This is a genomic window from Aeromonas sp. 603404 (assembly GCF_049171775.1).
GTDB classification, from domain to species: Bacteria; Pseudomonadota; Gammaproteobacteria; order Enterobacterales; family Aeromonadaceae; genus Aeromonas; species Aeromonas veronii_A.
Genome location: NZ_JAAKPE010000007.1, coordinates 74984 through 97940 on the forward strand (window position 1 = coordinate 74984; position 22957 = coordinate 97940).

The window sequence follows — 22957 nt, forward strand, 5'->3', positions numbered from 1 at the left end:
TCAGAGGACTTTGCGATCTTCACGGGCCATCTTTTCCAGCTTCTGGCGAATGCGCTGGCGCTTGAGCGGGGACAGGTAATCCACGAACAACTTGCCCATCAGGTGGTCCATCTCGTGCTGGATACAGATGGCGAGCAGGTCGTCCGCTTCCAGCTCGAACGGTTTGCCGTGGCGATCCAGGGCGCGGATCTTGATCTGCTCAGCGCGCGGTACCAGAGCGCGGCTGCCAGGCACGGAGAGACAACCCTCTTCAATGCCGGTGCTGCCACACTGGGAGATCACTTCCGGATTGATCAATACCAGAGGATCTTCACGGTTTTCAGAGACATCGATCACTATGATGCGTTGATGAATATCCACCTGCGTTGCGGCCAGGCCAATGCCTTCCTCCGCATACATGGTTTCGAACATATCATCTACAATTTGTTGTAACTCGGGTGTAAAGGTCTCGACAGGGGCTGCGATAGTACGCAGACGCTCATCGGGAAAACGCAATACATCTAGAATGGCCATAGTTTTTTCTTTAGTTTCGTATAAATGCAGTCAATATTGGCGTAATTCTAGTCATTTACGCCGACAAAAAACAGCAACACTTTGCGCGCAGAGGTAACAGGGAGTGTTATGTATCTGAAGCAAACCATCCTCACCTGCCTGCTGGTGACCATGAGCCAAGCTGCTCTGGCCGATCAGCTGAGGTTGAAAGCGGGTTATCCCGAAAGCTATGTAGTGCAAAAAGGCGATACCCTGTGGGATATCTCCGGCAAATATCTCTCTGAGCCATGGCTGTGGCCCCGGCTCTGGAACATCAATCCACAGATTGCCAATCCGCACTGGATCTACCCAGGGGACGTGCTGCACCTGAGCTGGGTCAATGGTGAGCCCCGGCTGGGCAAAGCGATGCAGGGGGACAAACAGGTCATCCGTCTCGGCCCGAAAACCCGTTATGAGAGCAAGGCAAATCCTATCCCTACTCTGCCCTTCAGCGAGATAGGTCCCTTTTTGCAGACGGACCATATTTTGGCCGACAGTCAGCAGCAGAAAATGCTGCCCTATTTGCTGGGTTCAGACGAAAAGCACATTGGAATGCTTGAGGGGGACACCCTCTATGTGCAGGGAGCTCTGATACCGGGCAAGATGTATGGCATCTATCATCCCGGGGTGGTCTACAAGGATCGCGAGACAGGTGAGCTTTTGGGTCAGGAGGCCATCTTTGCAGGCGTGGTTCGTGCGGTAGCGCTGCTGGATGGTGATCGGACCGAAGTGACTCTCACCCATAACCAGCGTGAAGTATTGCAGGGTGACAAGATTATGGAGCTGCCCCCTCAGGAGAACATGCCTGCGGTTTTCATGCCCAAGGCTGCCCCGGCGATTGCCCCTGGCTACATCATCGACTTGCCGAGCAAAGCCAGGGGAGGGGGCAAGTTTGATGTGGTCTTGATTAACAAAGGCGCTCGGGATCAACTCTCCGCGGGCGATGTGCTCGATGTTCGGCGTCCGGGGGCTGCGCTGGTCACCAAGAATGGTGCAGTGAAATACAAGGAGTTCTCCTCTGTCTACGACAAGGTGTTCTACAGTAGTGGCAACCAGAAGGCACCACTGCCCTCTGAAGCGATTGCCCGCGTCATGTTGTTCAAGGTGTATGACAAGCTGAGTTATGGCCTCATCATGCAGAGCAAGGACATGGTGAGCTCGGGTTATCAGGTCACTCACTTCTGACGTGAATTACCCCGATGAGCGCTTGGCGCTCTGGTTAACCCTCAATGCGGTTACCGGAATCGGCCCTGTAACCGCAGTTCGGCTGCTGGAGCAGATCGGCGGTTCGATTGATGCCCTGTTTCAGAGCGATGAAACACAGCTGCACGGTATGGGGCTGTCGTCAGAGCAGATCAAACAACTGCGCTGGCCCTCGCCGGTTGTTGAGCAGAGTCTGGCTTGGGCCGCGTTACCTGGCAATCTCCTTATTCCGCAAGATCACCCTGTTTATCCGCCCTTGTTGCGTGAAATTCCCGCGGCCCCCCTGTTGCTCTACTGCCGTGGCGATCTTGAAGCGCTGTCGCTACCCCAGCTGGCGATGGTGGGGACACGTCATCCCACCTATGCAGGCAAAGATAACGCGTCCCGTCTCTGTAGCGAACTGGTTAGATGCGGGTTCGCCATCACCTCGGGCCTTGCGCTCGGTATCGATGGTGTTTGCCATCAGCAGGCGCTGGCTTGTGGTGGTATCACCCTTGCCGTGTTGGGCTCCGGGCTGGATTGCCTCTACCCCAAACGCCATCAGGGACTGGCAGGTCAGATTCTGGAGAAAGGTGGTTTGCTTATCTCCGAGCTGGCGCCGGATAAAGGGCCGCTGGCTGAACATTTTCCTCGTCGCAACCGTATTATCAGTGGTCTGTCGTTGGGAACTCTGGTGGTGGAGGCGACCGAGCAGAGTGGTTCGCTGATCACCGCTCGCTATGCACTGGAGCAGGGGCGCGAAGTGTTTGCGGTACCCGGCGCCCCGCAAAACGCCCAGGCGATAGGGTGCAACAGATTAATTCAGCAGGGGGCCAAACTTGTGCTGAGTGCGGCCGATATAGTGGAAGAGTTGCCAGAGTGGTTCGCACGGCCAGATCCGTCGGCCATACCATCTGAGCAACAGCATAATAGCGAATTGCCTTATGCTGATTTGTTGGATAACGTAGATTACGAGACCACGAGCGTGGATACCGTTGCCGAGCGGACCCAGCTTCCTGTCGAAGTGGTATTGGGCAGGTTGGTAGAGCTGGAGTTGGTCGGTGCAGTGATGGCGGTAGCCGGTGGATACGTCAGAGCGAGGAGGGCGAATCATGTTTGATGTATTGATGTACCTTTTCGAGACCTACATCCACAGCGATGCAGATGTGATGGTCGAGCAGAATGAACTCACCGACGAGTTGAGCCGAGCCGGTTTTGACAAGGAAGAGATCGACAAGGCGCTCGACTGGTTGGAGCGACTGGCCAATCTGCATGATAGCGAGCGGGAGGTCTATGTGGCCGCCAGCGCGCAAGGCTCGATGCGTATCTATGCCCCGCAAGAGCTGGCACGCCTCAGCACCGAGTGCCGCGGCTTCCTGCTATTTCTGGAACAGGCCCAGGTACTGAATGCCGAAACCCGCGAGATCTGTATCGAGCGTCTGCTCGAGTTGGACAAACCGGATATCGAGCTGGATGACCTGAAGTGGGTCGTCATGATGGTGCTGTTCAACGTACCGGGCAGTGAAAATGCCTACCAGCAGATGGAAGAGCTGGTGTTTGATGAGTCAGACGGCGTCATTCACTGACAGTCCGGTGCCGCGCTGGTAGAATTCAGGCCATCTGGATTTCAAGGCGCGGCCCATGTCAAAAATCGATCATCACCTCTTTTCAGCCCACGAACATGCCTTCGAGCGCGAGCCGTGCCCGCAGTGCGGGGCCGAGCTGGTGATCCGCCAGGGCAAACATGGCCCCTTTCTCGGCTGTTCTGCCTATCCTGTCTGTGATTACATTCGCTCCCTGACGCCATCCGGCCGCGACATCGAAAAGGTGCTCGAAGGCTCTGCCTGTCCCGATTGCGGACAGCCGCTGGCGATCAAGAAGGGGCGTTACGGTCTGTTTGTCGGCTGCACTCAGTATCCGGCCTGTCAGCACATCGAATCCCTGCAGGAGAGCGATGATACCCAGATCCTCTGCCCCGAGTGCGGCAAGGGTCATCTGGTGAGCCGGACCTCCCGCTATGGCAAGCAATTTTACTCCTGTGATGGCTATCCCCATTGCAAATATGTGGTGAACGACAAGCCGATCCCCATGCCTTGTCCCGCGTGTGGTTGGGGCATCATGGTCGAGAAAAAAGTGAGGGGAACGCTGCGTTGGGTCTGTCCGCAAAAGAAATGCGGCCACCAAAGTGAGCAGGTATAATCCCGCCGCCGCAACCGGATTGAAACGTTTTCGGTGAACTTCAACCCCCCACTTGGAGTAAGGAAATTCCCACCATGAATAAACCCTTTGTTGCCGTATTGATGGGCTCTGATTCTGATTTCCCCGTGATGCAAACCACCCTCGAGGTGCTCAAGTCATTTGATATCGCAGTGGAAGTCAAAGTCACCTCCGCGCACCGCACGCCGGCTGCGACCCATCAGTATGTGACCGATGCCGAGGCCCGTGGCTGCAAGGTCTTTATCTGTGCTGCCGGTCTGGCTGCGCACCTGGCGGGTGCCGTAGCCGGCATCACGACTCGTCCTGTGATCGGGGTGCCCATCGATGGTGGCCCGCTCAAGGGGCTGGATGCGCTGCTCTCCACCGTGCAGATGCCGGGTGGTGTACCGGTGGCGACTGTGGCGATCGGCAAAGCCGGTGCCAAGAACGCAGGTTATCTGGCAGCCCAGATGCTGGCAGTAGCCGATGATGAACTGGCAGCCAAGGTTCGGGCCGAACGCCAGAAGAATGCCGAAGAGGTGATGGCCAAGGATGCCGCCCTGCAGGCTCAACTCAAGTAAGTGAACGGGTGGCGATCCGGATGTGTCGTATTTTTCCTGTGCTACAGCAAAACGTCACTTTGTTGTGGTCGCCGCCGTATGGATTCAACTTGCTACCAAGTGACGAGGCGGCAGCCTGGCTGCCGCATTTTTCCTATGCCAAATGAATTTGAACAGGCGGTTGCCGCCCTCCAGCAGGAAGGGGTGATTGCCTATGCGACCGAGGCTGTGTTTGGTCTGGGTTGTGATCCCGACTCCGAAGTGGCGGTGCAGCGACTGCTGGCCATCAAACAGCGTCCGGTAGAGAAAGGGTTGATCCTGATTGCTGCCGACGTGGCGCAATTGCAGGATTACATCGATCTGAGTCAGCTTAGCGGTGAGCAACTGGCTCTGGTTGAAGCCAGCTGGCCCGGTCCTTTTACCTGGATCATGCCTGCCCGTGCGACGACGCCAGCCTGGCTGACCGGGCAGTTCGAGACCCTCGCGGTACGCGTGACGGCTCATCCTCAGGTACAGGCGTTGTGCCGTGCCTTTGGCAAGCCGCTGGTCTCTACCAGCGCCAACCTGACCGGTGAGGAGCCGGCTCGCCGCGTGGCCGATATTGGTGAGCGGCTGGCAAGCAAGTTAGCCTATATCCTGCCCGGGGAAGTGGGTGGTCAAGCTAACCCATCCGAGATCAAGGACGCCCGAACCGGCGCCATTATTCGCCCCTCCTGAACAGGCGGATACGTCATGATTTGCTATCAATCCGCTGAGCGGTGAGCTCATCGGATTGATTTAACTATAAAAATGGACAGGGCGTTCACGATCCTGCCTGACTGGAGACAAGATGAGCAAACCGGATGTGGCCCAGGTCAAGGCCTTCCTGTTGCAGTTGCAGGACGAGATCTGCCGTGGTCTGGAAATGGCCGACGGTGCCGGACACTTTGTGGAAGATGCCTGGAGCCGTGAAGGCGGTGGCGGTGGTCGCACCCGTGTGCTGCGCCACGGCGCGGTGATCGAGCAGGGGGGCGTCAACTTCTCCCATGTCTATGGCGATGCCATGCCTGCCTCTGCTACAGCCCATCGGCCAGAGTTGGCCGGTCGCAAGTTCGAGGCTATGGGCGTGTCGCTGGTGATCCATCCGCACAACCCCTATGTGCCGACCAGCCACGCCAACGTCCGTTTCTTCATTGCCGAGAAAGAGGGTGAAGAGCCCATTTGGTGGTTTGGCGGTGGCTTCGATTTGACGCCTTTCTACCCGTTTGCCGAGGATGTGCAGCATTGGCATCAGGTCTCCCGTGATCTCTGCCAGCCATTTGGTGATGAGATCTACCCCGAGTTCAAATCCTGGTGCGATCGCTACTTCTTCCTCAAACACCGCAACGAGACGCGAGGGGTGGGCGGCCTCTTCTTCGACGATCTGAATCGCTGGCCCTTTGCCGACTGCTTTGCCTTTATGCAGGCGGTAGGTCGGGGATATCTCGATGCTTACCTGCCGATCATTGAACGACGCAAGGCGCTGCCCTATGGCGAGCGGGAGCGGGAGTTCCAGCTCTATCGTCGCGGCCGTTATGTGGAGTTCAATCTGGTGTATGACCGAGGCACCCTGTTCGGGTTGCAGACCGGCGGACGTACCGAGTCGATCCTGATGTCGATGCCACCGCTGGCACGTTGGGAGTATGACTGGCAGCCGGAGGCGGGCACTCCTGAAGCCTTGCTCTACACCGATTACCTCACGCCGCGAGAATGGCTGTGACCCGAGGGACCATGATGGTCCCTTTTTACTGGCCGTTATTCGGCTTGTTCCCGAGAGTGAAAACCCGTTAAATCGGAATATTGCCCTCTGATGGAACTCTTTGATGGATCGTTATCTGGTTTTTGGCCACCCGGTGCGCCACAGCAAGTCCCCCTTCATTCACACCCTGTTTGCCAGACAAACCCAGCAAGAGCTGGAGTATGGGCTGGCTGAACCCGCCGTCGACGAGTTTGCCCACGCCCTGCGCACCTTCTTTGACCAAGGGGGCAAGGGATGTAATGTCACCGTTCCCTTCAAGGAGCAGGCATTTACTCTGGTCGATCGCTTGAGCCCAAGGGCCAAGCTGGCGGGCGCGGTCAATACCATCAAGCTGACCGATGATGGCGTGTTGCTGGGGGATAATACCGATGGCGCCGGTCTGGTCGCCGATCTCAAGTCCCATGGTGTGACGCTGGCGGATAGCCGGATCCTGCTGCTGGGTGCCGGTGGCGCGGCTCGCGGTGCATTGGCGCCGCTGCTGGCTGAGTTGCCGAGCGAGCTGGTGATCGCCAACCGTACCCACACAAAAGCGCAACAGTTGGCTGCCGAATTCCACGATCTGGGGCCTGTGACTGCTCAGACCTATGAGCAGTTGGCAGGGCCATTCGATCTCGTCATCAACTCTACCTCCGCCAGCCTGCAAGGAGAGCTGCCGCCGTTGGCCCCAGCCCTGATCCACACTGATATTGCCATCTACGACATGATGTATGGCGCCTCGGATACGGCTTTTATCAGTTGGGCCAAACAGCATGGGGCTCGTCAAACCATGGATGGACTCGGCATGCTGGTGGAACAGGCCGCCGAAGCGTTTACCGTGTGGCGCGGAATTCGTCCCGGGACTAAACAGGTATTGAGAGAGTTGAAGCGTAACTTGGGGGTGATATGAACCAGGGTATTCTGTTTCCCGACCTGATGGAGTGGCAGGCTGATGAACAGCGGGTGCGTTTTCCTGCCCAGCAGATGGGGGCGCTGATAGATTGTTACATCAGCCATCGGCGACTGGAGAGAATGACAGGTCTGGCGCTGACGAGAGAGGATGACATCGTCAGAGCCTTCGAAAGTGTACGTTTTGATATTGAAGACATGGCTGAAAAACTCATTGAAGAACAAGAGTTTGCTGAGGATGGCGCTATCTACCTCTGATTTTTTAAAGTTTTTTTGTTTTGTAGCGGAACTACTTTGAAATGGCGCTGACTAACTAGATAGTTGAGGAAGTGCTAGCTAGTCACCTTTATAACTCCCCGGTATTCGTACTGGGGATTTTTTTATCTATATGAAAATAAAAGATTTTTTCTTAATCTGTAAGTTGTGAAACTAAATTACATAAATTACTTTCACTTTCTGCTGCTTTGCTGTACAGTTGTCTGCGTAGGGTACAGAGGTAAGATGTTCTATCTTTCAGACCTTTTATTTCACGTAATTGAATGTGGCTGAATAGCTGCCCCGATGAGGTTCTCGTCGGGGTGTTTTTTTATGCGCATCATTTAGAGTAAATGCTTTAAATTGGCGATGCATTTGATAGAATGAGGCTGCTTCTTGAGGAATACCTGTCGTCTGGTACTCAAGATTCAGCTTCTTCCCAATTTTTTGAACTTATTATTTCAGGCTGGATGGCATCACTGTCGTCCGGCCTCATTTTTATCCCTTTCGGTTAGAACTTGTAATTAAATTTCATTTTTGTCTCTTTTTGTAATTCTTGTTCGTTTTGAAAGAACGAATTTGAAAACGCTATCAACGCCTACTTAAGTTAATTGTTTTTGTGAATTAACTGCCTATCTATATGAACTTTAAGCAGTATTGGATATAGCAGGGGAGGCGAATGCGGGGTATTTGTCGTGAGGCAGGTGAAAGCGGCAATCTGAAACCCTTTCAATCAGCGGAGGAGTGCTCCGCCAATTGCAAGGAGAGCGAGGAGTAGATTACTCCTCGGCAGGTTGCTGTTCGTCAGCGTTCAGCAGGTCGGTATCGTCACCACTGACGTACCATTCGGTCAGGGTTTGCGCCAGCTTCTCCACACCGATATTGGTGAGAGAGGAGAATGCTTCGACCTGGATCTGGGAACCGAGGTTGGCAACGGCCTGGCGCACCTTGATTACCTGGTTGTTGCGCGGGCCGGGGCTCAGTTTGTCAGCCTTGGTAAGCAGCAGCATGACGGGCAACTGACGATGCGAGCTCCACTCCAGCATGTTCATGTCGGTATCTTTGAGCGGGTGGCGGATGTCCATCAGGATCACCAGACCTTTCAATGACTCACGGCGCTGCAGATACTCTGCCAGTGACTTTTGCCACTTGAGCTTCATTTCGAGCGGAACTTGCGCATAACCATAACCCGGCAAGTCGACCAGACGCTTGCCCGGTTCCAGCTCAAACAGGTTGATCAGCTGGGTACGACCGGGAGTCTTACTGGTGCGCGCCAGGTTCTTGTGTTTGGTTAAGGTGTTCAATGCAGATGACTTACCGGCGTTGGAACGGCCGGCAAACGCGATCTCGACACCCCCATCATTTGGCAGGTGACGGATGTCGGGTGCGCTGGTCACAAAATGCACCTTATTGAAATTTAGAGTTTGTGTATCCAACGTAAATTCCCCATGGAGATAGAGGGTTATAGAGTTACTTTTTTGTAAAATGGTGTAAAATAGCGTCGCTTAAACGCGTTTATTTTAACATGCCTTCAGCGGCATGGGATCTGGAAGCCTAATAACGAAAAGTTGGAACGCCATGAAGAACCTAGTCATTACTCTTGCTCTGATGGTTGGCGTAACGGGGATGGCACAAGCCAAGGGCGATGCCGCTGCGGGACAGACCAAGGCTGCCGTTTGTGCGGCTTGTCATGGACCGGACGGAAACAGCCTGGTTGATATGTACCCCAAAATTGCTGGTCAGCACGCATCATATATCAAAAAGCAGTTAGTTGAACTGAAGGCTGCCGCTTCTGGTCAAATTGGCCGGGTTGCGCCAGTGATGGGGCCGATGGCGTTACCTTTGTCGGAACAGGACATGGATGACCTGGCGGCTTATTTCTCCAGCCTGAAGGTTACCCCTATCGCTGTCCCTGACGACGTGGTCGAAGCGGGCAAGGCTCTCTATATGGGTGGTGACATGAGTCGCGGTCTGGCAGCTTGTACGGCTTGCCATGGTCCCCGTGGCTCTGGTGTCGAACAGGCGAAGTATCCCAACCTGTCCGGCCAGCATCCTGCCTATATCAAGGCTCAGCTCACCGCATTCCGTGCCGGGACGCGTGACAACGATCCGAATGGCATGATGCGGGACGTTGCCAAGAAACTGACTGATCAGGATATCGAAGCCCTCTCCAAATATGTGGCGGGTCTGCACTGATATAGTCGATACGGTCGATTTGAGTTGAAACGGGGAGCTTGGGCTCCCCGTTGTTTTTATGGCTTTCAGATAATTCTCGGTTTAATCCCCCCGTTCTGTAAGAGATCTCCCATTCTCAAGGCAGGCCAAGGCTCATAAAATTGCATAAAATATTAAATAATCATTATTTATCAACAGATTATATAAATATTGATATTTTTCGACATGTTGAGAATGTTTTGAGTGGATTGAGCCGCTTTATAGAGTTGGTACAGTAGGCTTAATGGATTCACCCACGGATTGGGTGGCGGTTTCACGACAGGGTGTTGTGAGCAGAGGATGGCTGGCGTGGCGGGATGCCATGGGCTCGGATGAGCTGGCAAAGGATTGAAGGATCAGGATGGTGACCATCTCCGGAGCGGGATGGGGTTGCGGGATGCAGACTCCCCGGCACGATGGCAGGATGCGGTCGAGACGGGTCAAACAGGCACACGCACATTCAGGAACGACCAATATAAGGTCAGGATGACCACACAACGATATGATGCGGCGACAAGTTGTCACGGAGAGGATGAAACAGATTGTTTTGCCATTCAGGATGGCGCACGCATGAACATATCAAGGCAGCTTCGGCTGCCTTTTTTCTTTTGGGTCATTAACCCGATTAGCCATTCTGTGTCAAAATACCAGCAACATGCCCAGAGGATACCGATCCTGCGGTGTTCAGTGGCCTGATTGGGCCGGATTGGTGCGGGATCCTGCTCTTGTTCCAGCCTTACTGTTCCTCGCATCGTATCCCACCGGGTGAGATCATCCCGGGTACGGGTCAAACCAGTTATTTTCGGAGTTAGCCATTCATGTCTGCCAAACAACCCATTCGCAAGCCTACTGGCAAGCGCAAAGAATCTGATGTCAGTGCTCAGGAAGGCCGTGAGCGTAAACGGGCTGCCAAGCGAAAGGGCCTGAAGGCTGGTTCTCGTCAGCAAGTTGAACAGCCGAAGAACAAGTCTGGCAACAGCCAGTCCAAAGATCCGCGTATCGGTTCCCGCAAGCCGGTAGTACTGGTGGTGGATGACAAGCAGAAGAAGCCTGCAGCCCCCAAGGCAGTGAAAGAGAAGAAGCTGGTGATGACGCCCGAGCAGGAGCTGGCTTCCATCGAAAACGATGACCGTTTGAATGATTTGCTGGATCGTCTTGATGCCGGTGAAACCCTGGAAGCGGCCGAGCAGGCCTGGGTTGATCAGCGCGTCGACCGTTATCAGGAGCTGATGGATGAGCTGGGCATCATCGACAACGACGATGATGAAGATGACGAGCTGCCGTTTGATGATGGCGATGATGCCGAGTTCGACGAGCAGAAACCGGCCTCCGAAGAGGAGTTGTGGGACCGTTTCAACCAGGTCGATTTCAAGCCGGAACCCAAGCCTGAGCCGAAGAAAAAGTGATGAGTGGATGGATGCTGGCCGCCCTGTTGGGCGGCCTGATTTTGTCAGGATTGGCCATCTATGCAGGCATGCTGCTGGCCAGGCTGAGACGACAGCAAGCGATGCAGTGGCAGGCGATTACCGCTCGCAATGAACGAATTCTGGAGAGCGTGCGGGTCATTGCTCATGCGGTGCAGGAGGGGCAGTGCGATTACTCCGAAGGCGCCATTCGGCTGACCAATCTGCTGGATGCGTTGCAGATCAAGGGGGGGCGAGCGTTCGTGGCCGAGTTCCCGGGTCTGTACGGACTGTATGAGAAGGTGAAAGATATGCCGACTCATGAGGCCAGACGTGCCCTCAAGCGCAATGAAGTGATGAAGATGGATCTCGAACGCAGCGGCTACGAGGCCGAGCTGGAGGCTCAGATCCTCAAGGATGTGGCCCAGCTGAAGGATTTTCAGTTAGGTCGGTGAGCCGACAATAACAACAAGAGAGGAAGCGAGCGTGCAAGCAGAACAGATTGTGTGGGATCAGGCCCTGATCGAAAAATATAACTACAGTGGCCCGCGATACACCTCTTATCCCACTGCGCTGGAGTTCAACGAGAGCTTCGGCTATCCGGATTTTGTCCGCGCTGCCGGCCAGTATCCCGAGCGCAATCTGTCGCTCTACGTGCACATCCCTTTCTGTCACAAGCTCTGCTACTACTGCGGCTGCAACAAGGTCATTACCCGCCATCAGCACAAGGCTGACGAGTACCTCGACTACCTGGAGCAGGAGATCAAGGCGCAAGCCCCGCTCTTCAAGCACCGTATGGTCACCCAGCTGCACTGGGGTGGCGGTACACCCACCTATCTGGATGAAGCGCAAACGCGCCGCCTGATGGCCATGCTGCGTGAGCATTTCCATTTCGCCGAAGAGGGGGAGTTCAGTATCGAGGTCGATCCGCGCGAGATTGCCATAACCATGCTGGATGTGCTGCGAGATGTCGGCTTCAACCGCATCAGCCTTGGGGTGCAGGACTTCAACAAGGATGTGCAGGTCGCCGTCAACCGCGAGCAGGACAACGATTTTATTAAAGCCATGTTGGAACGGGCCAGGGAACTGGGTTTCCGCTCGACCAACCTCGACCTTATCTATGGCCTGCCGCATCAGGATCGTGCCAGTTTCCACCATACGTTGGAAGAGGTGCTCAAGACGGATCCGGCGCGCCTCTCCATCTTCAACTATGCCCATCTGCCGAGTCGCTTTGCCGCCCAGCGCAAGTTGAAAGAGGTGGATATGCCTGCGCCGCAGGAGAAGCTGGCCATGCTGCAGGACACCATCGCCTTCCTGACCGGTCAGGGTTACCAGTTCATCGGTATGGACCATTTTGCCAAACCCGATGACGAGCTGGCAGTGGCGCAGCGCGAGGGCAAGTTGCACCGCAACTTCCAGGGCTATACCACCCAGGGAGATTGTGATCTGCTGGGGCTGGGGGTCTCCTCCATCAGCATGATCGGTGATGCCTACTCCCAGAACCAGAAAGAGCTCAAGACCTATTACGCACAGGTTGCAGAGCTGGGTCATGCCCAGTGGAAAGGCTGCTCGCTCAATCAGGATGACCTGATCCGCCGTGAGGTGATCAAGCGGCTTATCTGTGATTTCCGTCTGAACTTTGCGTCTGTCGAGCAGGCGCACGGTCTCAATTTCAGAGAGTATTTTGCCGACGATCTCAAGCTGCTGCAGACCTTCATCAACGATGGATTGGTGCGTATGACGGAGGATGGTCTGGAGGTATCCTCCACGGGGCAGCTGCTGATCCGCAATATCTGCATGTGTTTCGACGTGTACTTGCGCAACAAGGCGCGCCAGCAACAGTTCTCTCGCGTGATATAAGCTTGTTTGCCGATTAGAGAACAGAGAAGGGCGCTATCGTGGCGCCCCTTTCATATGTATTTTTGCTTAGGCTGCGGGTCGCGAAGGTTCTGGTAAGAAGTCTCTGCGCTGAGGCAAGCAATTGGGAATCAAGCAATGGTCGGTGAAACGCAGCTAAAAAGATGGGGGCGACTTGCGTCGCCCCCGGTAGTCGTATCGCTCAGATCCTTGAACGAAGTTGCTCCCTGCAATCCCTGACTGTTTACCTCTTCCTTTAGGTTTCCCCTTCCCAATCCTTTGGGGTGTCCTTTAGCCATCTTGGCCTGACGAGTCATCCTGTCCCGTCGCACTTTCTCCGTCCCGGGAGGTGTCCTTTACCACATCCTGTGGTGAGTCCATTTGCCCAACCCTGGCAGCCAGTCTTCCTGACCGACTTCATTGCGTCCGTGCATGAGTAACTATAAGGATTTTCTAACCAGCTACAACGCCAGATTGGAAAACGTTTTTGTTATTAACGCTTTCGAAAACGGTGTGTTTCTATTTATTCATTTATAAACATGGAGTTAAGTTAGTCGCCTTCATGTTTTAAGATCCTATCTTCCGATTATCTCGAGGATCTTTTCGGCTTTTGGCTTACATGTGGAATGGCGGATCTCTTACACGGAATTTTGGTTACTTTGGAAACAGATTCTGTGCTCTGATGGTGATCACCCAATGTGGGTGTGATGGCAGGAAAAGAGCAGTTAATGGGGTATTTATAGGTGCTGGTTGAGGCGCTCATAGATGGTCTGGCGCTCTTCAGGGGTGAGCGAAGAGAAGTAGTGGGTAAAGAGACGCAGTAGCAGGGACTTGTTCATGCCGTCTTGTTGGGTCAGATTACCCAGCTCATCGATGGCCACTGTACTCATGGAGAAGGTGGCTTTTTTGTAGCTGGGCTTCAGATGCTCACCACTCTCGATAAAGGCCAGTGCCGACAAGGCTTCATCCCTATGCAGAGTCAACTCAAGGCTGACCACCTTGGGTTTACCCTTGGCGTAGAACTCAGCATCTTCGATAAATTCATCGACAGTGAACTTCTTCTGGTGATGCAGCTGATGCTTTTTCTTCAGGTCCGCCAAGCCCATCTCATACCCCCACTTTCAGGAACTCTTTGGCGATGGCCCGGATCTCTTCGGCAGATTTGCCATCCGGTTCTATCTCCATCACCGATAATCCCTTTTCCTCACTATCGTCGTAGACGTTGCGGCCATAGGTGATGGAATTCAGTACGTCGACTCCGAACGAGGCACATACCTCTTTGGCCTCGAGAATCCGCTTTACCTGATTGGGCAAAGATGGACATTGGGTCAATACAACGGCTGCATTGAGGGTCGGATTGACCATCTTGCAGGTGGTGATCAGATCTTCCATGTGGGGTAGGGTCTTGAGGTCGCGGCGTTTCGGGCGCAAGGGGATCAGGGCGTGGGTGGCGACAGCCATGGTGGAGCGCAGTGCCCGGTTGTCTTGCCCGCCGCAATCGACGATGACGTAGTCATAGCGATTTTTCAGGCTAAGCAGATCGTTGCGAATATTGCCATAGAGCTGAACGCAGTTGATTTGTGGCAGATCCGGGTTGTCATTGCGTTCCTGAATCCAGTCCGAGGTAGTGCGTTGCGGGTCGCAGTCGACCAGTAACACCTCTCCCTGAAATTGGGATCTGAGGTAGACCGCCAGATTTTGCGCCAGGCAGCTCTTGCCACTGCCACCCTTCTCCCCACCGACCAACAAGATCATGACGTTCCCCTATCCATGAGAAAACCGTTGATTTCAGTATAGGAGGGGGTTGGCTCATCACAAGGCGAGAGGAGTGATGCTCCTCTCGTTCTGCAGGTTAATAGTGAACACTGCCGCCATGCCAGCGGCAGACATAGTCGGGCACCAGCATCTGGGGGGTCTTGTCGACATGGCATACCACCATGGGTATGGCAGGGGCTCCTTCAGCCTGACTGAGGGTGGGGAGCGCAGAGAGCAGCAAAGTCGCGAGCAACAGCATGGGTTTCATCTTCATAACAACTCCTTGGTAGTGCCATTCCTGTGTGATCCGGATCACTTTCTGAGTTAAGTCGAGGTTGGCGCCAGCGCAAGGTGAGGTGAATAAATTCAATTAATGAAAAAAGTATCAAAAGGCGTTGTGGTGACCGACGAGGATGGCTGCCCACCTTGATGCGGACTTTGTGCATATTAAGTTGAACCGCAAAAAGAGGTGGTGACTTATGAGGCTGGGCCTGATGGGGTTGGCATCAATGCCATGATCTGGAACAAGAAAAGATTTATGCAGTGAATGTGGTCGATGTGAGTATTTATTTCTCCCGCGTTCCTCTCGTTACGGCGATGTATTCAATACACAGGTAGTAATATTCAGATATTATTTTAGTTGTCGCCCATTTCATTGTTTTTTAATGTTTTTTTGTTTTTTCTTTTAATCTTTCCAGTGAGTTGGCATGAATAAAAGTTGAATCAACCTGAAATATATCGGGGTGGTTTTGCATGAAGATTCAGGGTTTGCTGGGAGGAAAATGCGTAAATTGCTACTGGAGTCATAGATTGAAAGGTGAATATATTCAGTTCAAAGCGAATGTGATCAATGTCTAAGTTTGTCGTGATTCGCAGGGCTAACCTCGGTCTCGAAAGGCAAGGGCAGGATAGAACATAAGCCGATTACCCTACATAAAGAATATCCCGCCTTAGCCACGAGCATGAATAGAAGGAATCTATTCAATCACTCGCAGGGACCACTGCTAGACGGAATATAATCATGAGCAAATTTTATGTAGGTTCTGAAGTTGGCCAATTGCGCCGTGTCATGTTGCACCGCCCCAACCTCAGTCTGAAGCGTCTGACTCCTTCCAACTGCCAGGATCTGCTGTTCGATGACGTCCTGTCTGTTGAACGTGCCGGTCAGGAGCACGACAAATTCGCTCAGGTACTGCGCGATCAGAATGTCGAAGTTTTCCTGCTGACCAATCTGCTGGCGGAAACCCTGGATGTGCCGGAAGCCAAAACCTGGCTGCTGCAACATCAGGTCTCCGACTATCGCCTCGGCTCTTCTTTTGCCAACGACGTGCGCTGCTTCCTGGCTGACATGCCGCATCGCGAATTGGCCCGCATTCTCTCCGGCGGCCTGACTTACTCCGAGATGCCCTACAGCGGTGTCAACATGGTAGTGGGCATGCACGCTCCGACCGATTTCATCATCGAGCCGCTGCCCAACCACCTCTTTACCCGTGACACCTCCTGCTGGGTTTATGGCGGCGTCTCCATCAACCCGATGGCCAAGCCGGCTCGTCGCCGCGAAACCAACCATGTGAAGGCCATCTACCGCTGGCACCCGATGTTTGCCGGTCAGGACTTCATCAAGTACTTCGGTGACGAGGAGCGTGACTACGACAACTCCACCATCGAGGGTGGCGACGTACTGGTGATCGGCCGCGGCGCCGTGCTGATCGGCATGTCCGAGCGCACTACCCCGCAAGGTGTCGAGCACCTGGCTCGCAGCCTGTTCAAACATGGTCAGGCCAAGCAGGTCATCGCCATGGAGCTGCCGAAACATCGCAGCTGCATGCACCTGGATACCGTCATGACTCACATGGACATCGACACCTTCTCCGTCTATCCGGAAGTGATCCGCAAGGATGTGCAGTGCTGGAGCCTGACTCCGGGCGGCGCCACCGGCATGAACATCAAGGAAGAGGGTTACTTCGTCACCGCCATCGAGAAAGCACTGGGCGTGGATCAGCTGAAGATCATCACCACTGGCGGTGACAGCTTCGAAGCCGAACGCGAGCAGTGGAACGACGCCAACAACGTACTGACCGTACGTCCCGGCGTGGTGGTGGGTTACGAGCGCAATACCTACACCAACGAGAAGTATGACAAGGCCGGCATCACAGTTCTCTCCATCCCGGGTGATGAACTGGGCCGTGGCCGCGGCGGCGCCCGCTGCATGAGCTGCCCGATGGAACGCGACAGCATCTGATGAGACGGCGTGGCGCCGGCAGAAGCTGGCGCCACACAGAACCAAACTCGAGATTAACCACTATGAAAAAACCAACTGTCGTCGTCGCTCTGGGTGGCAATGCACTGCTCCGTCGTGGTGAGCCACTGGAAGCGGATATCCAGCGCAAGAACATTGCAACTGCCGCCAAGACCATCGCCCTGATCGCTCAGGAGTACAACGTGGTGCTGGTGCATGGCAACGGCCCGCAAGTCGGCCTGCTGGCCCTGCAGAACAGCGCCTACACCAAGGTATCCCCCTATCCGCTGGATGTGCTGGGTGCCGAGTCCCAAGGCATGATCGGCTACATGCTGATCCAGGAGCTGAAAAACCTGATGCCGAGCCGCAACGTCACCGCGCTGCTGACCCAGGTGCAGGTTGATCCCAAGGATCCGGCATTTGCCAATCCGACCAAATTTATCGGCCCCGTCTACGAAGAGGCTGAAGCCCGCACCCTGGCAGAAGAGAAGCACTGGGTGGTCAAGGCTGACGGCAAGTTCTTCCGCCGCGTAGTACCGTCCCCGCTGCCTCAGCGCATCGTTGAAGGCGATGCCATCGAAACCCTGATTGCCCAGGGCCACCTCATCATCTGTACCGGTGGTGGTGGTATCCCGGTGACCTGGGATGGCCAGAGCCTGACCGGTATCGAAGCCGTCATCGACAAGGACATGTCTGCCGCCTATCTGGCCAAGCAGATCAAGGCCGACGCCCTGCTGATCCTGACCGATGCCGATGCCGTCTATCTGGATTGGGGCAAGCCGACCCAGCGTCCGCTGCGAGTCACCAGCCCGGACGAGCTGGCCGGGGTCAAGTTCGATGCAGGTTCCATGGGGCCGAAAGTCGAAGCCTCTTGTGAATTTGTCAAAGCGACCGGCGGCATGGTCGGCATCGGCTCGCTGGAAGATGGCCTCGCCATCCTCAAGGGGGAAGCCGGCACCAATATCGTCGCCACCCGCACCGTACATGCGTAATTACCGACATCTGTACTGAGAATGCGTAGTCAACACTACTGCCCGAACTGGTCTGAAACATATATAGAGAGAACTCATCATGGCTTTTAATCTGCGTAACCGTAACTTCCTGAAACTGCTGGACTTCACCCCGCGCGAAATCCAATACATGATCGACCTGGCCATCGACCTGAAAAAAGCCAAATACGGTGGCTACGAGCGCAAGCATCTGGTCGGCAAGAACATCGCCCTGATTTTCGAGAAGACCTCCACCCGTACCCGTTGTGCGTTTGAAGTGGCGGCCTTCGACCAGGGCGCACAAGTCTCCTACCTTGGCCCAAGCGGTTCCCAAATCGGTCACAAGGAGTCCATGAAGGACACCGCCCGTGTACTGGGTCGTATGTATGACGGTATCGAATACCGCGGCTACGGTCAGGAGATCGTCGAAGAGCTGGGTGCCTACGCCGGTGTCCCGGTCTGGAACGGCCTGACCAACGAATTCCACCCGACCCAGATCCTGGCCGACTTCATGACCATGCTGGAGCACGGCAAGGGCAAACGTCTGGATCAAATCAAGTTCGCCTACCTGGGTGATGCCCGCAACAACATGGGTAACTCCCTGATGGTCGGCGCCGCCAAAATGGGCATGGATATCCGTCTGGTCGCTCCGAGAGCCTTCTGGCCGGAAGAGGAGCTGGTTGCCAAGTGCCGCCTGATCGCCGAAGAGACCGGCGCACGCATCACCCTGACCGAAGATGTGAAAGAGGGTGTGCTGGGTGCTGACTTCCTCTACACCGACGTCTGGGTATCCATGGGTGAAGCGAAAGAAGCCTGGGATCAGCGCGTCAAACTGATGACTCCGTATCAGGTCAACATGGATGTCATCAATGCCACCAAGAACCCGGATGTGAAGTTCATGCACTGCCTGCCGGCGTTCCACAACGACGAGACCACCATGGGCAAGGAAGTGGCTGACAAATATGGCATGAAAGGCCTGGAAGTGACCGAGGACGTGTTCGAATCCGAGCACAGCATCGTGTTCGACGAGGCCGAAAACCGGATGCACACCATCAAGGCAGTGATGGTTGCTACGCTGGGCGACTAAGGTCGCAGTAGTGGTGCCGGGGGGCGACCCCCGGCTTTTCGACCATGTGACAGCGGCATAATACCTCTAACCCTACAACCCGCAGCCTGCATGGATACCACACCCACAGAAGGAAGCTGGACCATGACCAAATTCAAGTTCCCGTCAGCCTACACGATACTGTTTGTGCTGATCGCCCTGGTGGCCGCCCTGAGCTGGATAGTGCCGGCCGGCAAATATGAGATGACCATGAACGAAGCCCTCGGCAAAGAAGTGCCGGTGGCGGGTACCTACAAACTGGTGGAGGGGAATCCCCAGGGGATCGTCGACGTGCTGCTGGCACCTATCGATGGCCTCTACAACCATGACACCTATGAGGCAGGCGCCATCGACGTCTCCCTCTTTATCCTGATCATCGGTGGTTTTCTTGGCATTGTGACCAAGACAGGTGCCATCGATGCCGGTATTGAACGTGTGACCGACCGCCTGCGCGGCCGGGAAGAGTGGATGATCCCGATCCTGATGGCGCTGTTCGCCGCAGGGGGCACCATCTACGGGATGGCCGAAGAGTCGCTGCCGTTCTACACCCTGCTGGTGCCGGTGATGATGGCCGCCCGCTTCGACCCAGTGGTGGCAGCGGCAACCGTATTGCTGGGCGCCGGTATCGGTACTCTGGGTTCCACCATCAACCCGTTTGCGACTGTTATTGCCGCCAACGCCGCCGGTATCTCCTTCACCGACGGTATCTGGTTGCGCGTTGCCATGCTGGTCGCCGGTTGGCTGCTCTGTGTTGCCTACGTCATGCGTTACGCCAAGATGGTGCGCAGCGATCCGAGCAAATCTCTGGTGGCTGACAAGTGGGAAGAGAACCGTGCCCACTTCCTCGGCAACAAGAGCGACCAGATGCTGGAGTTCACCCTGACCCGTAAAATCGTGCTGGGTATCTTCGTCGCCGCCTTTGCCGTGATGATCTATGGTGTGGCCGTGCTGGGCTGGTGGATGGCGCAGATCTCCGGTGTGTTCCTGGCTGCCGCCATCATCGTTGGTCTCATCTCCCGCATGAGCGAGGAGGAGTTGACCTCCAACTTTATCGACGGTGCCCGCGACCTGCTGGGTGTGGCGCTGATCATCGGTATCGCCCGCGGTATCGTGGTGGTAATGGATAACGGCATGATCACTCACACCATTTTGCACAGTGCAGAAGGGATCGTGACCGGCCTCTCCACCATCGTCTTTATCAACGTGATGTTCGTGCTGGAAGTGGTGCTCTCCTTCTTGGTGCCGTCCTCCTCCGGTCTGGCCGTACTGACCATGCCGATCATGGCGCCGCTGGCCGACTTCGCCAACGTGGGCCGCGATCTGGTGGTGACTGCTTACCAGTCTGCCTCCGGTCTGGTGAACCTGGTGACTCCGACCTCCGCCGTGGTCATGGGCGGTCTGGCGATTGCCAAGGTGCCTTATGTGCGCTGGCTGAAGTGGGTGGCTCCGCTGCTCGGTATCCTGACCGTGCTGATCGTGGTCTGCCTGAGCCTGGGGGCCGTGCTCTCCTGAGGGATAACAAGCAAGATAAAACGGGAGCCTGTGGGCTCCCGTTTTTTATGGGCGCAAGAAGTGATGAACACAAAATAGCAAGCAACAAAAAGGCGACCCGCAGGTCGCCTCGATGCATTCGATGGAAGGGGTTAGCGGGCCTGCGCCAGCGTGCGCACCACGGCGGCATGGGCCTGACGGGTGCGGCTGATATGGCGCGGCGCGACCAGCACTACATCATTGCCCGCGACGGCGCCCATGATCTCGGGATTGGCGTTGCGATCCAGCAGGCGAGCCACCACGGTGGCGGCCCCCGGAGTGGTGTGGATCAGCACCATCTGCTGGTTGTGTACCACTTCGCGCACCATGTCGTGGATCGAGCGGGTACTGCCGGCGGGTTCCAGCTGCTCATCGACCAGGGTGTAGACCTTCTTGCCGTTGGCATTCTGCGCCTTGGCGACGCCGAGGCGGCGCAACAGACGGGAGATGGTGGACTGGCTGATGTCGGCAAAGCCGCGCTCCGACAGCTCGCGACGGATCTCTTCCTGGGTGCTGTAGCAGTGCTGACCGATGATCTGGCGACAGGCATCCAGCTGGGCCAGATCGGGCTCTTGGGCAACGGGACGACTGAGGGTTTTGACCACGGCGAATTCCTTTGATGATGACCGGAGGTAAACGCGCGATATCTGCCATAGCAGTCAGTTATCAGGTAAAAACACTGATAATCCATCTATATGCAGGGAATGAGCGGGCATTACCATCTTGCGATGGCAAATTATAGCTGACTGGAAATTCGGTGATGTGACAGGGTTCAAAAATGGGCCCCGCGGGGCCCAATCAGATATCAGTAACGCTCGCTGACGATGTCCTGAGTGAAGGACTTCTCGCAATATTTGCACTTCATCCGCACCACGCCTTTCACTTCGCGCACCCGGAAGTAGCTGTCCACCGGCTCGTTGTGGGAGATGCAGTTGGAGTTGGGGCAGTGGAACACCCCGGCGATGAACTCCGGCAGCTCCAGCTGGTGCTTCTTCACCACATTGAAGTCTTCGATGATGTTGACGGTCGCTTTAGGGGCGAACAGCGCAAGCTGGTTGGCTTGTTGCTCGGTCAGGCGGGTGTTCTCAATCTTGATGAGATCCTTCTTGCCCAGTGCGCCGGATTTCAGGTTGAAGCCGACGGTGATCCGCTCCTGGGTTTCGACCAGCTGGAACAGCTTGAGGATCTTGATGCCCTGGCCAGCGGGGATGTGATCGATGACGGAGCCGTGACGGATGGCTTCGACTTGCAGTTGGTTCTTGTCAGACATGATATTCCCCTAAGCTCAGACAGTTTCGTTCAGTACCAGTGCCAGCAGCGCCTGGCGTGCATAGACCCCGTTCTCCGCCTGCTGGAAGTAGCAAGCGTGGGGAGTCTTGTCGACCGCCACATCGATCTCGTCGACGCGGGGCAGGGGATGCAGGATCTTCATGGTGGGCTTGGCCCCTTCCAGGGTCGCCAGCTCCAGAATGAACTTGGCGGCCATGTGCTTGTATTCGGTCTCGTCGAAGCGCTCTTTCTGGACGCGGGTCATGTAGAGAATGTCCAGTTCCGGCATCACCTCTTCCATGGTCTGGTGGACGCTGAACTGGATGCCCTTCTCTTCCAGCTCTTCGCAGATGTAGTCCGGCATCGCGAGCGCTTCCGGGGAGATGAAGAAGAAGCGGCAGTTGAACAGGCTGAGGGCCTGGGCCAGCGAGTGTACGGTGCGGCCATATTTCAGGTCACCGACGAAAGCGACGTTGAGGTTGTCCAGACGGCCCTGGGTCTCATGGATGGTGAACAGGTCGAGCAGGGTCTGGCTCGGATGCTGGTTGGAGCCGTCGCCGCCGTTGATGACCGGCACGCGGGAGAATTCGGAGGCCAGACGGGCCGCGCCCTCTTTCGGGTGGCGCATCACCACCGCATCCGAGTAGGAGCCGATGATCTTGATGGAGTCAGCCAGCGTCTCGCCCTTCTTGGCGCTGGTGTTGCCACCGTCGGCGAAGCCGATGATGTTGCCGCCAAGGCGCTGTACCGCGGTCTCGAACGAGAGGCGGGTGCGGGTGGAGGCTTCGAAGAAGCAGCTGGCAACCAGCTTGTCTTTCAACAGGCTGGTGTCAGGTTCAGCCTTCAACCGTTGTGCGGTTGAGACTACCAGTTCCATTTCTGACCGGGTCAGGTCCGAAATGGAGATGACATGTTTCTTATAGAGTGGATTGGTCATCGTCTGCATTCCCTTTGACATCATTGGAGGTTTTTCGGGCACAAAAAAAAGCCCCTGAAACAGGGGCTTTTTTTAAAAATAACTGGGGATCTTTGGGGTGGGAACCGGAAACAACGGGGCCGCTCTGGTGCGCACCACCCGTCTGCAAGGCTGTTTTCTGAATCAAAAACTGCATCGTTTCGTCCCGACCTTTTTCAAAACCGGACAGATTATAGGGCCGCTTTTTTAATTGTCAAAATTTTATTTACGATGCCAATTTCAGCATGAAAAACG

General features: G+C 55.3%; 26 protein-coding genes. 17 read left to right on the forward strand and 9 right to left on the reverse strand.

The genetic code is table 11. From position 1 onward, the window contains the following. Window positions 1-513 carry a peptide deformylase gene (gene def, locus G5306_RS11490; protein ID WP_216952294.1) on the reverse strand — a complete coding sequence of 171 codons (513 nt, stop codon included), beginning with the start codon at window positions 511-513 and terminating at the stop codon, window positions 1-3. 108 nt (window positions 514-621) lie between these two features. Here def and G5306_RS11495 point away from each other — a divergent pair, with 108 nt between their 5' ends. The 9 genes from G5306_RS11495 (at window position 622) to G5306_RS11535 (ending at window position 7389) form a co-directional block, all read left to right on the forward strand. Further along, window positions 622-1716, forward strand: a complete 1095-nt coding sequence (locus G5306_RS11495) for a LysM peptidoglycan-binding domain-containing protein (RefSeq protein WP_421206321.1) — start codon at window positions 622-624, stop codon at window positions 1714-1716. Between the two features lies 1 nt (window position 1717). Continuing rightward, window positions 1718-2833 carry a DNA-processing protein DprA gene (gene dprA, locus G5306_RS11500; RefSeq protein WP_227341764.1) on the forward strand — a complete coding sequence of 372 codons (1116 nt, stop codon included), beginning with the start codon at window positions 1718-1720 and terminating at the stop codon, window positions 2831-2833. Beyond that, complete coding sequence (locus tag G5306_RS11505; RefSeq protein ID WP_227341765.1) at window positions 2826-3299, forward strand: DUF494 family protein; 474 nt, start codon at window positions 2826-2828, stop codon at window positions 3297-3299. Before dprA ends, G5306_RS11505 begins: the two co-directional genes overlap by 8 nt. Window positions 3300-3354: 55 nt before the next feature. Then, window positions 3355-3912 carry a topoisomerase DNA-binding C4 zinc finger domain-containing protein gene (locus G5306_RS11510; RefSeq protein ID WP_421312896.1) on the forward strand — a complete coding sequence of 186 codons (558 nt, stop codon included), beginning with the start codon at window positions 3355-3357 and terminating at the stop codon, window positions 3910-3912. Between the two features lie 74 nt (window positions 3913-3986). Then, window positions 3987-4490: a 5-(carboxyamino)imidazole ribonucleotide mutase gene (purE, locus tag G5306_RS11515; protein WP_005339704.1), complete on the forward strand. Its 504-nt coding sequence runs from the start codon at window positions 3987-3989 to the stop codon at window positions 4488-4490. A 135-nt stretch (window positions 4491-4625) separates the two neighbouring features. Continuing rightward, entirely contained in the window at window positions 4626-5186 is a 561-nt protein-coding gene (locus G5306_RS11520) for an L-threonylcarbamoyladenylate synthase (RefSeq protein WP_227341766.1), read from the forward strand. Window positions 5187-5298: 112 nt separating this feature from the next. Next, on the forward strand, window positions 5299-6207 hold the full coding sequence (gene hemF, locus G5306_RS11525; RefSeq protein ID WP_043823181.1) for an oxygen-dependent coproporphyrinogen oxidase: 909 nt from the start codon (window positions 5299-5301) through the stop codon (window positions 6205-6207). Between the two features lie 103 nt (window positions 6208-6310). Continuing rightward, window positions 6311-7132 (forward strand): shikimate dehydrogenase, encoded by an 822-nt coding sequence (gene aroE, locus G5306_RS11530; protein WP_421312897.1) that lies wholly within the window; start codon window positions 6311-6313, stop codon window positions 7130-7132. Next, window positions 7129-7389, forward strand: a complete 261-nt coding sequence (locus tag G5306_RS11535) for a DUF1488 domain-containing protein (protein ID WP_005357522.1) — start codon at window positions 7129-7131, stop codon at window positions 7387-7389. The genes aroE and G5306_RS11535 overlap by 4 nt, the downstream gene beginning before the upstream one ends. Window positions 7390-8165: 776 nt before the next feature. On the opposite strand, the gene yihA is transcribed toward G5306_RS11535, so the two are convergent. Next, window positions 8166-8822, reverse strand: a complete 657-nt coding sequence (gene yihA, locus G5306_RS11540; RefSeq protein ID WP_005339709.1) for a ribosome biogenesis GTP-binding protein YihA/YsxC — start codon at window positions 8820-8822, stop codon at window positions 8166-8168. Between the two features lie 142 nt (window positions 8823-8964). Here yihA and G5306_RS11545 point away from each other — a divergent pair, with 142 nt between their 5' ends. The 4 genes from G5306_RS11545 (at window position 8965) to hemN (ending at window position 12863) form a co-directional block, all read left to right on the forward strand. Continuing rightward, on the forward strand, window positions 8965-9582 hold the full coding sequence (locus tag G5306_RS11545) for a c-type cytochrome (protein WP_005339710.1): 618 nt from the start codon (window positions 8965-8967) through the stop codon (window positions 9580-9582). 836 nt (window positions 9583-10418) lie between these two features. Continuing rightward, complete coding sequence (yihI, locus tag G5306_RS11550; protein WP_160882019.1) at window positions 10419-11006, forward strand: Der GTPase-activating protein YihI; 588 nt, start codon at window positions 10419-10421, stop codon at window positions 11004-11006. Between the two features lie 11 nt (window positions 11007-11017). Further along, on the forward strand, window positions 11018-11458 hold the full coding sequence (locus G5306_RS11555; protein WP_005339712.1) for a DUF2489 domain-containing protein: 441 nt from the start codon (window positions 11018-11020) through the stop codon (window positions 11456-11458). A 31-nt stretch (window positions 11459-11489) separates the two neighbouring features. Then, window positions 11490-12863 (forward strand): oxygen-independent coproporphyrinogen III oxidase, encoded by a 1374-nt coding sequence (gene hemN, locus G5306_RS11560; RefSeq protein ID WP_407957338.1) that lies wholly within the window; start codon window positions 11490-11492, stop codon window positions 12861-12863. 734 nt (window positions 12864-13597) lie between these two features. Here hemN and G5306_RS11565 read toward each other — a convergent pair. From G5306_RS11565 to G5306_RS11575, 3 genes are all read right to left on the reverse strand, one after another. After that, complete coding sequence (locus G5306_RS11565; protein ID WP_421206330.1) at window positions 13598-13966, reverse strand: CopG family transcriptional regulator; 369 nt, start codon at window positions 13964-13966, stop codon at window positions 13598-13600. Between the two features lies 1 nt (window position 13967). After that, window positions 13968-14615, reverse strand: a complete 648-nt coding sequence (locus G5306_RS11570) for an AAA family ATPase (protein WP_216952274.1) — start codon at window positions 14613-14615, stop codon at window positions 13968-13970. A gap of 97 nt (window positions 14616-14712) precedes the next feature. Then, window positions 14713-14889, reverse strand: a complete 177-nt coding sequence (locus G5306_RS11575) for a hypothetical protein (protein WP_216952272.1) — start codon at window positions 14887-14889, stop codon at window positions 14713-14715. A gap of 747 nt (window positions 14890-15636) precedes the next feature. Here G5306_RS11575 and arcA point away from each other — a divergent pair. The 4 genes from arcA (at window position 15637) to G5306_RS11595 (ending at window position 20460) form a co-directional block, all read left to right on the forward strand. Beyond that, window positions 15637-16857 carry an arginine deiminase gene (arcA, locus tag G5306_RS11580; RefSeq protein ID WP_005339718.1) on the forward strand — a complete coding sequence of 407 codons (1221 nt, stop codon included), beginning with the start codon at window positions 15637-15639 and terminating at the stop codon, window positions 16855-16857. A 62-nt stretch (window positions 16858-16919) separates the two neighbouring features. Then, window positions 16920-17846, forward strand: coding sequence for a carbamate kinase (gene arcC, locus G5306_RS11585; RefSeq protein ID WP_005339719.1), 927 nt, complete (start codon window positions 16920-16922; stop codon window positions 17844-17846). Between the two features lie 79 nt (window positions 17847-17925). Continuing rightward, a complete protein-coding gene (gene argF, locus G5306_RS11590; RefSeq protein ID WP_421312898.1) occupies window positions 17926-18930 on the forward strand; it encodes an ornithine carbamoyltransferase in 1005 nt (334 codons plus the stop codon). A 123-nt stretch (window positions 18931-19053) separates the two neighbouring features. Then, entirely contained in the window at window positions 19054-20460 is a 1407-nt protein-coding gene (locus G5306_RS11595) for a YfcC family protein (protein ID WP_005339725.1), read from the forward strand. 131 nt (window positions 20461-20591) lie between these two features. Here the strand turns inward: G5306_RS11595 and G5306_RS11600 are convergent, their stop codons facing one another. From G5306_RS11600 to G5306_RS11615, 4 genes are all read right to left on the reverse strand, one after another. Beyond that, window positions 20592-21083, reverse strand: a complete 492-nt coding sequence (locus tag G5306_RS11600; RefSeq protein WP_005339728.1) for an arginine repressor — start codon at window positions 21081-21083, stop codon at window positions 20592-20594. A 200-nt stretch (window positions 21084-21283) separates the two neighbouring features. After that, window positions 21284-21748 carry an aspartate carbamoyltransferase regulatory subunit gene (pyrI, locus tag G5306_RS11605; RefSeq protein WP_005339730.1) on the reverse strand — a complete coding sequence of 155 codons (465 nt, stop codon included), beginning with the start codon at window positions 21746-21748 and terminating at the stop codon, window positions 21284-21286. Window positions 21749-21763: 15 nt separating this feature from the next. Then, a complete protein-coding gene (gene pyrB, locus G5306_RS11610) occupies window positions 21764-22684 on the reverse strand; it encodes an aspartate carbamoyltransferase (RefSeq protein ID WP_005339735.1) in 921 nt (306 codons plus the stop codon). Beyond that, entirely contained in the window at window positions 22665-22859 is a 195-nt protein-coding gene (locus G5306_RS11615; protein WP_133249581.1) for a hypothetical protein, read from the reverse strand. Before G5306_RS11615 ends, pyrB begins: the two co-directional genes overlap by 20 nt. Window positions 22860-22957 lie beyond the last annotated feature (98 nt).

Coding starts and splice junctions, on each gene's coding strand:
- G5306_RS11520 (WP_227341766.1), top strand. CDS start 4,626: ATGCCAAATGAATTTGAACAGGCGGTTGCCGCCCTCCAGCAGGAAGGG.
- argF (WP_421312898.1), top strand. CDS start 17,926: ATGGCTTTTAATCTGCGTAACCGTAACTTCCTGAAACTGCTGGACTTC.
- G5306_RS11565 (WP_421206330.1), bottom strand. CDS start 13,966: ATGGGCTTGGCGGACCTGAAGAAAAAGCATCAGCTGCATCACCAGAAG.
- hemF (WP_043823181.1), top strand. CDS start 5,299: ATGAGCAAACCGGATGTGGCCCAGGTCAAGGCCTTCCTGTTGCAGTTG.
- G5306_RS11595 (WP_005339725.1), top strand. CDS start 19,054: ATGACCAAATTCAAGTTCCCGTCAGCCTACACGATACTGTTTGTGCTG.
- G5306_RS11570 (WP_216952274.1), bottom strand. CDS start 14,615: ATGATCTTGTTGGTCGGTGGGGAGAAGGGTGGCAGTGGCAAGAGCTGC.
- G5306_RS11495 (WP_421206321.1), top strand. CDS start 622: ATGTATCTGAAGCAAACCATCCTCACCTGCCTGCTGGTGACCATGAGC.
- G5306_RS11575 (WP_216952272.1), bottom strand. CDS start 14,889: ATGAAGATGAAACCCATGCTGTTGCTCGCGACTTTGCTGCTCTCTGCG.
- aroE (WP_421312897.1), top strand. CDS start 6,311: ATGGATCGTTATCTGGTTTTTGGCCACCCGGTGCGCCACAGCAAGTCC.
- arcA (WP_005339718.1), top strand. CDS start 15,637: ATGAGCAAATTTTATGTAGGTTCTGAAGTTGGCCAATTGCGCCGTGTC.
- yihI (WP_160882019.1), top strand. CDS start 10,419: ATGTCTGCCAAACAACCCATTCGCAAGCCTACTGGCAAGCGCAAAGAA.
- G5306_RS11545 (WP_005339710.1), top strand. CDS start 8,965: ATGAAGAACCTAGTCATTACTCTTGCTCTGATGGTTGGCGTAACGGGG.
- arcC (WP_005339719.1), top strand. CDS start 16,920: ATGAAAAAACCAACTGTCGTCGTCGCTCTGGGTGGCAATGCACTGCTC.
- def (WP_216952294.1), bottom strand. CDS start 513: ATGGCCATTCTAGATGTATTGCGTTTTCCCGATGAGCGTCTGCGTACT.
- G5306_RS11535 (WP_005357522.1), top strand. CDS start 7,129: ATGAACCAGGGTATTCTGTTTCCCGACCTGATGGAGTGGCAGGCTGAT.
- G5306_RS11615 (WP_133249581.1), bottom strand. CDS start 22,859: ATGCAGTTTTTGATTCAGAAAACAGCCTTGCAGACGGGTGGTGCGCAC.
- G5306_RS11510 (WP_421312896.1), top strand. CDS start 3,355: ATGTCAAAAATCGATCATCACCTCTTTTCAGCCCACGAACATGCCTTC.
- G5306_RS11505 (WP_227341765.1), top strand. CDS start 2,826: ATGTTTGATGTATTGATGTACCTTTTCGAGACCTACATCCACAGCGAT.
- purE (WP_005339704.1), top strand. CDS start 3,987: ATGAATAAACCCTTTGTTGCCGTATTGATGGGCTCTGATTCTGATTTC.
- G5306_RS11555 (WP_005339712.1), top strand. CDS start 11,018: ATGCTGGCCGCCCTGTTGGGCGGCCTGATTTTGTCAGGATTGGCCATC.
- pyrI (WP_005339730.1), bottom strand. CDS start 21,748: ATGTCTGACAAGAACCAACTGCAAGTCGAAGCCATCCGTCACGGCTCC.
- pyrB (WP_005339735.1), bottom strand. CDS start 22,684: ATGACCAATCCACTCTATAAGAAACATGTCATCTCCATTTCGGACCTG.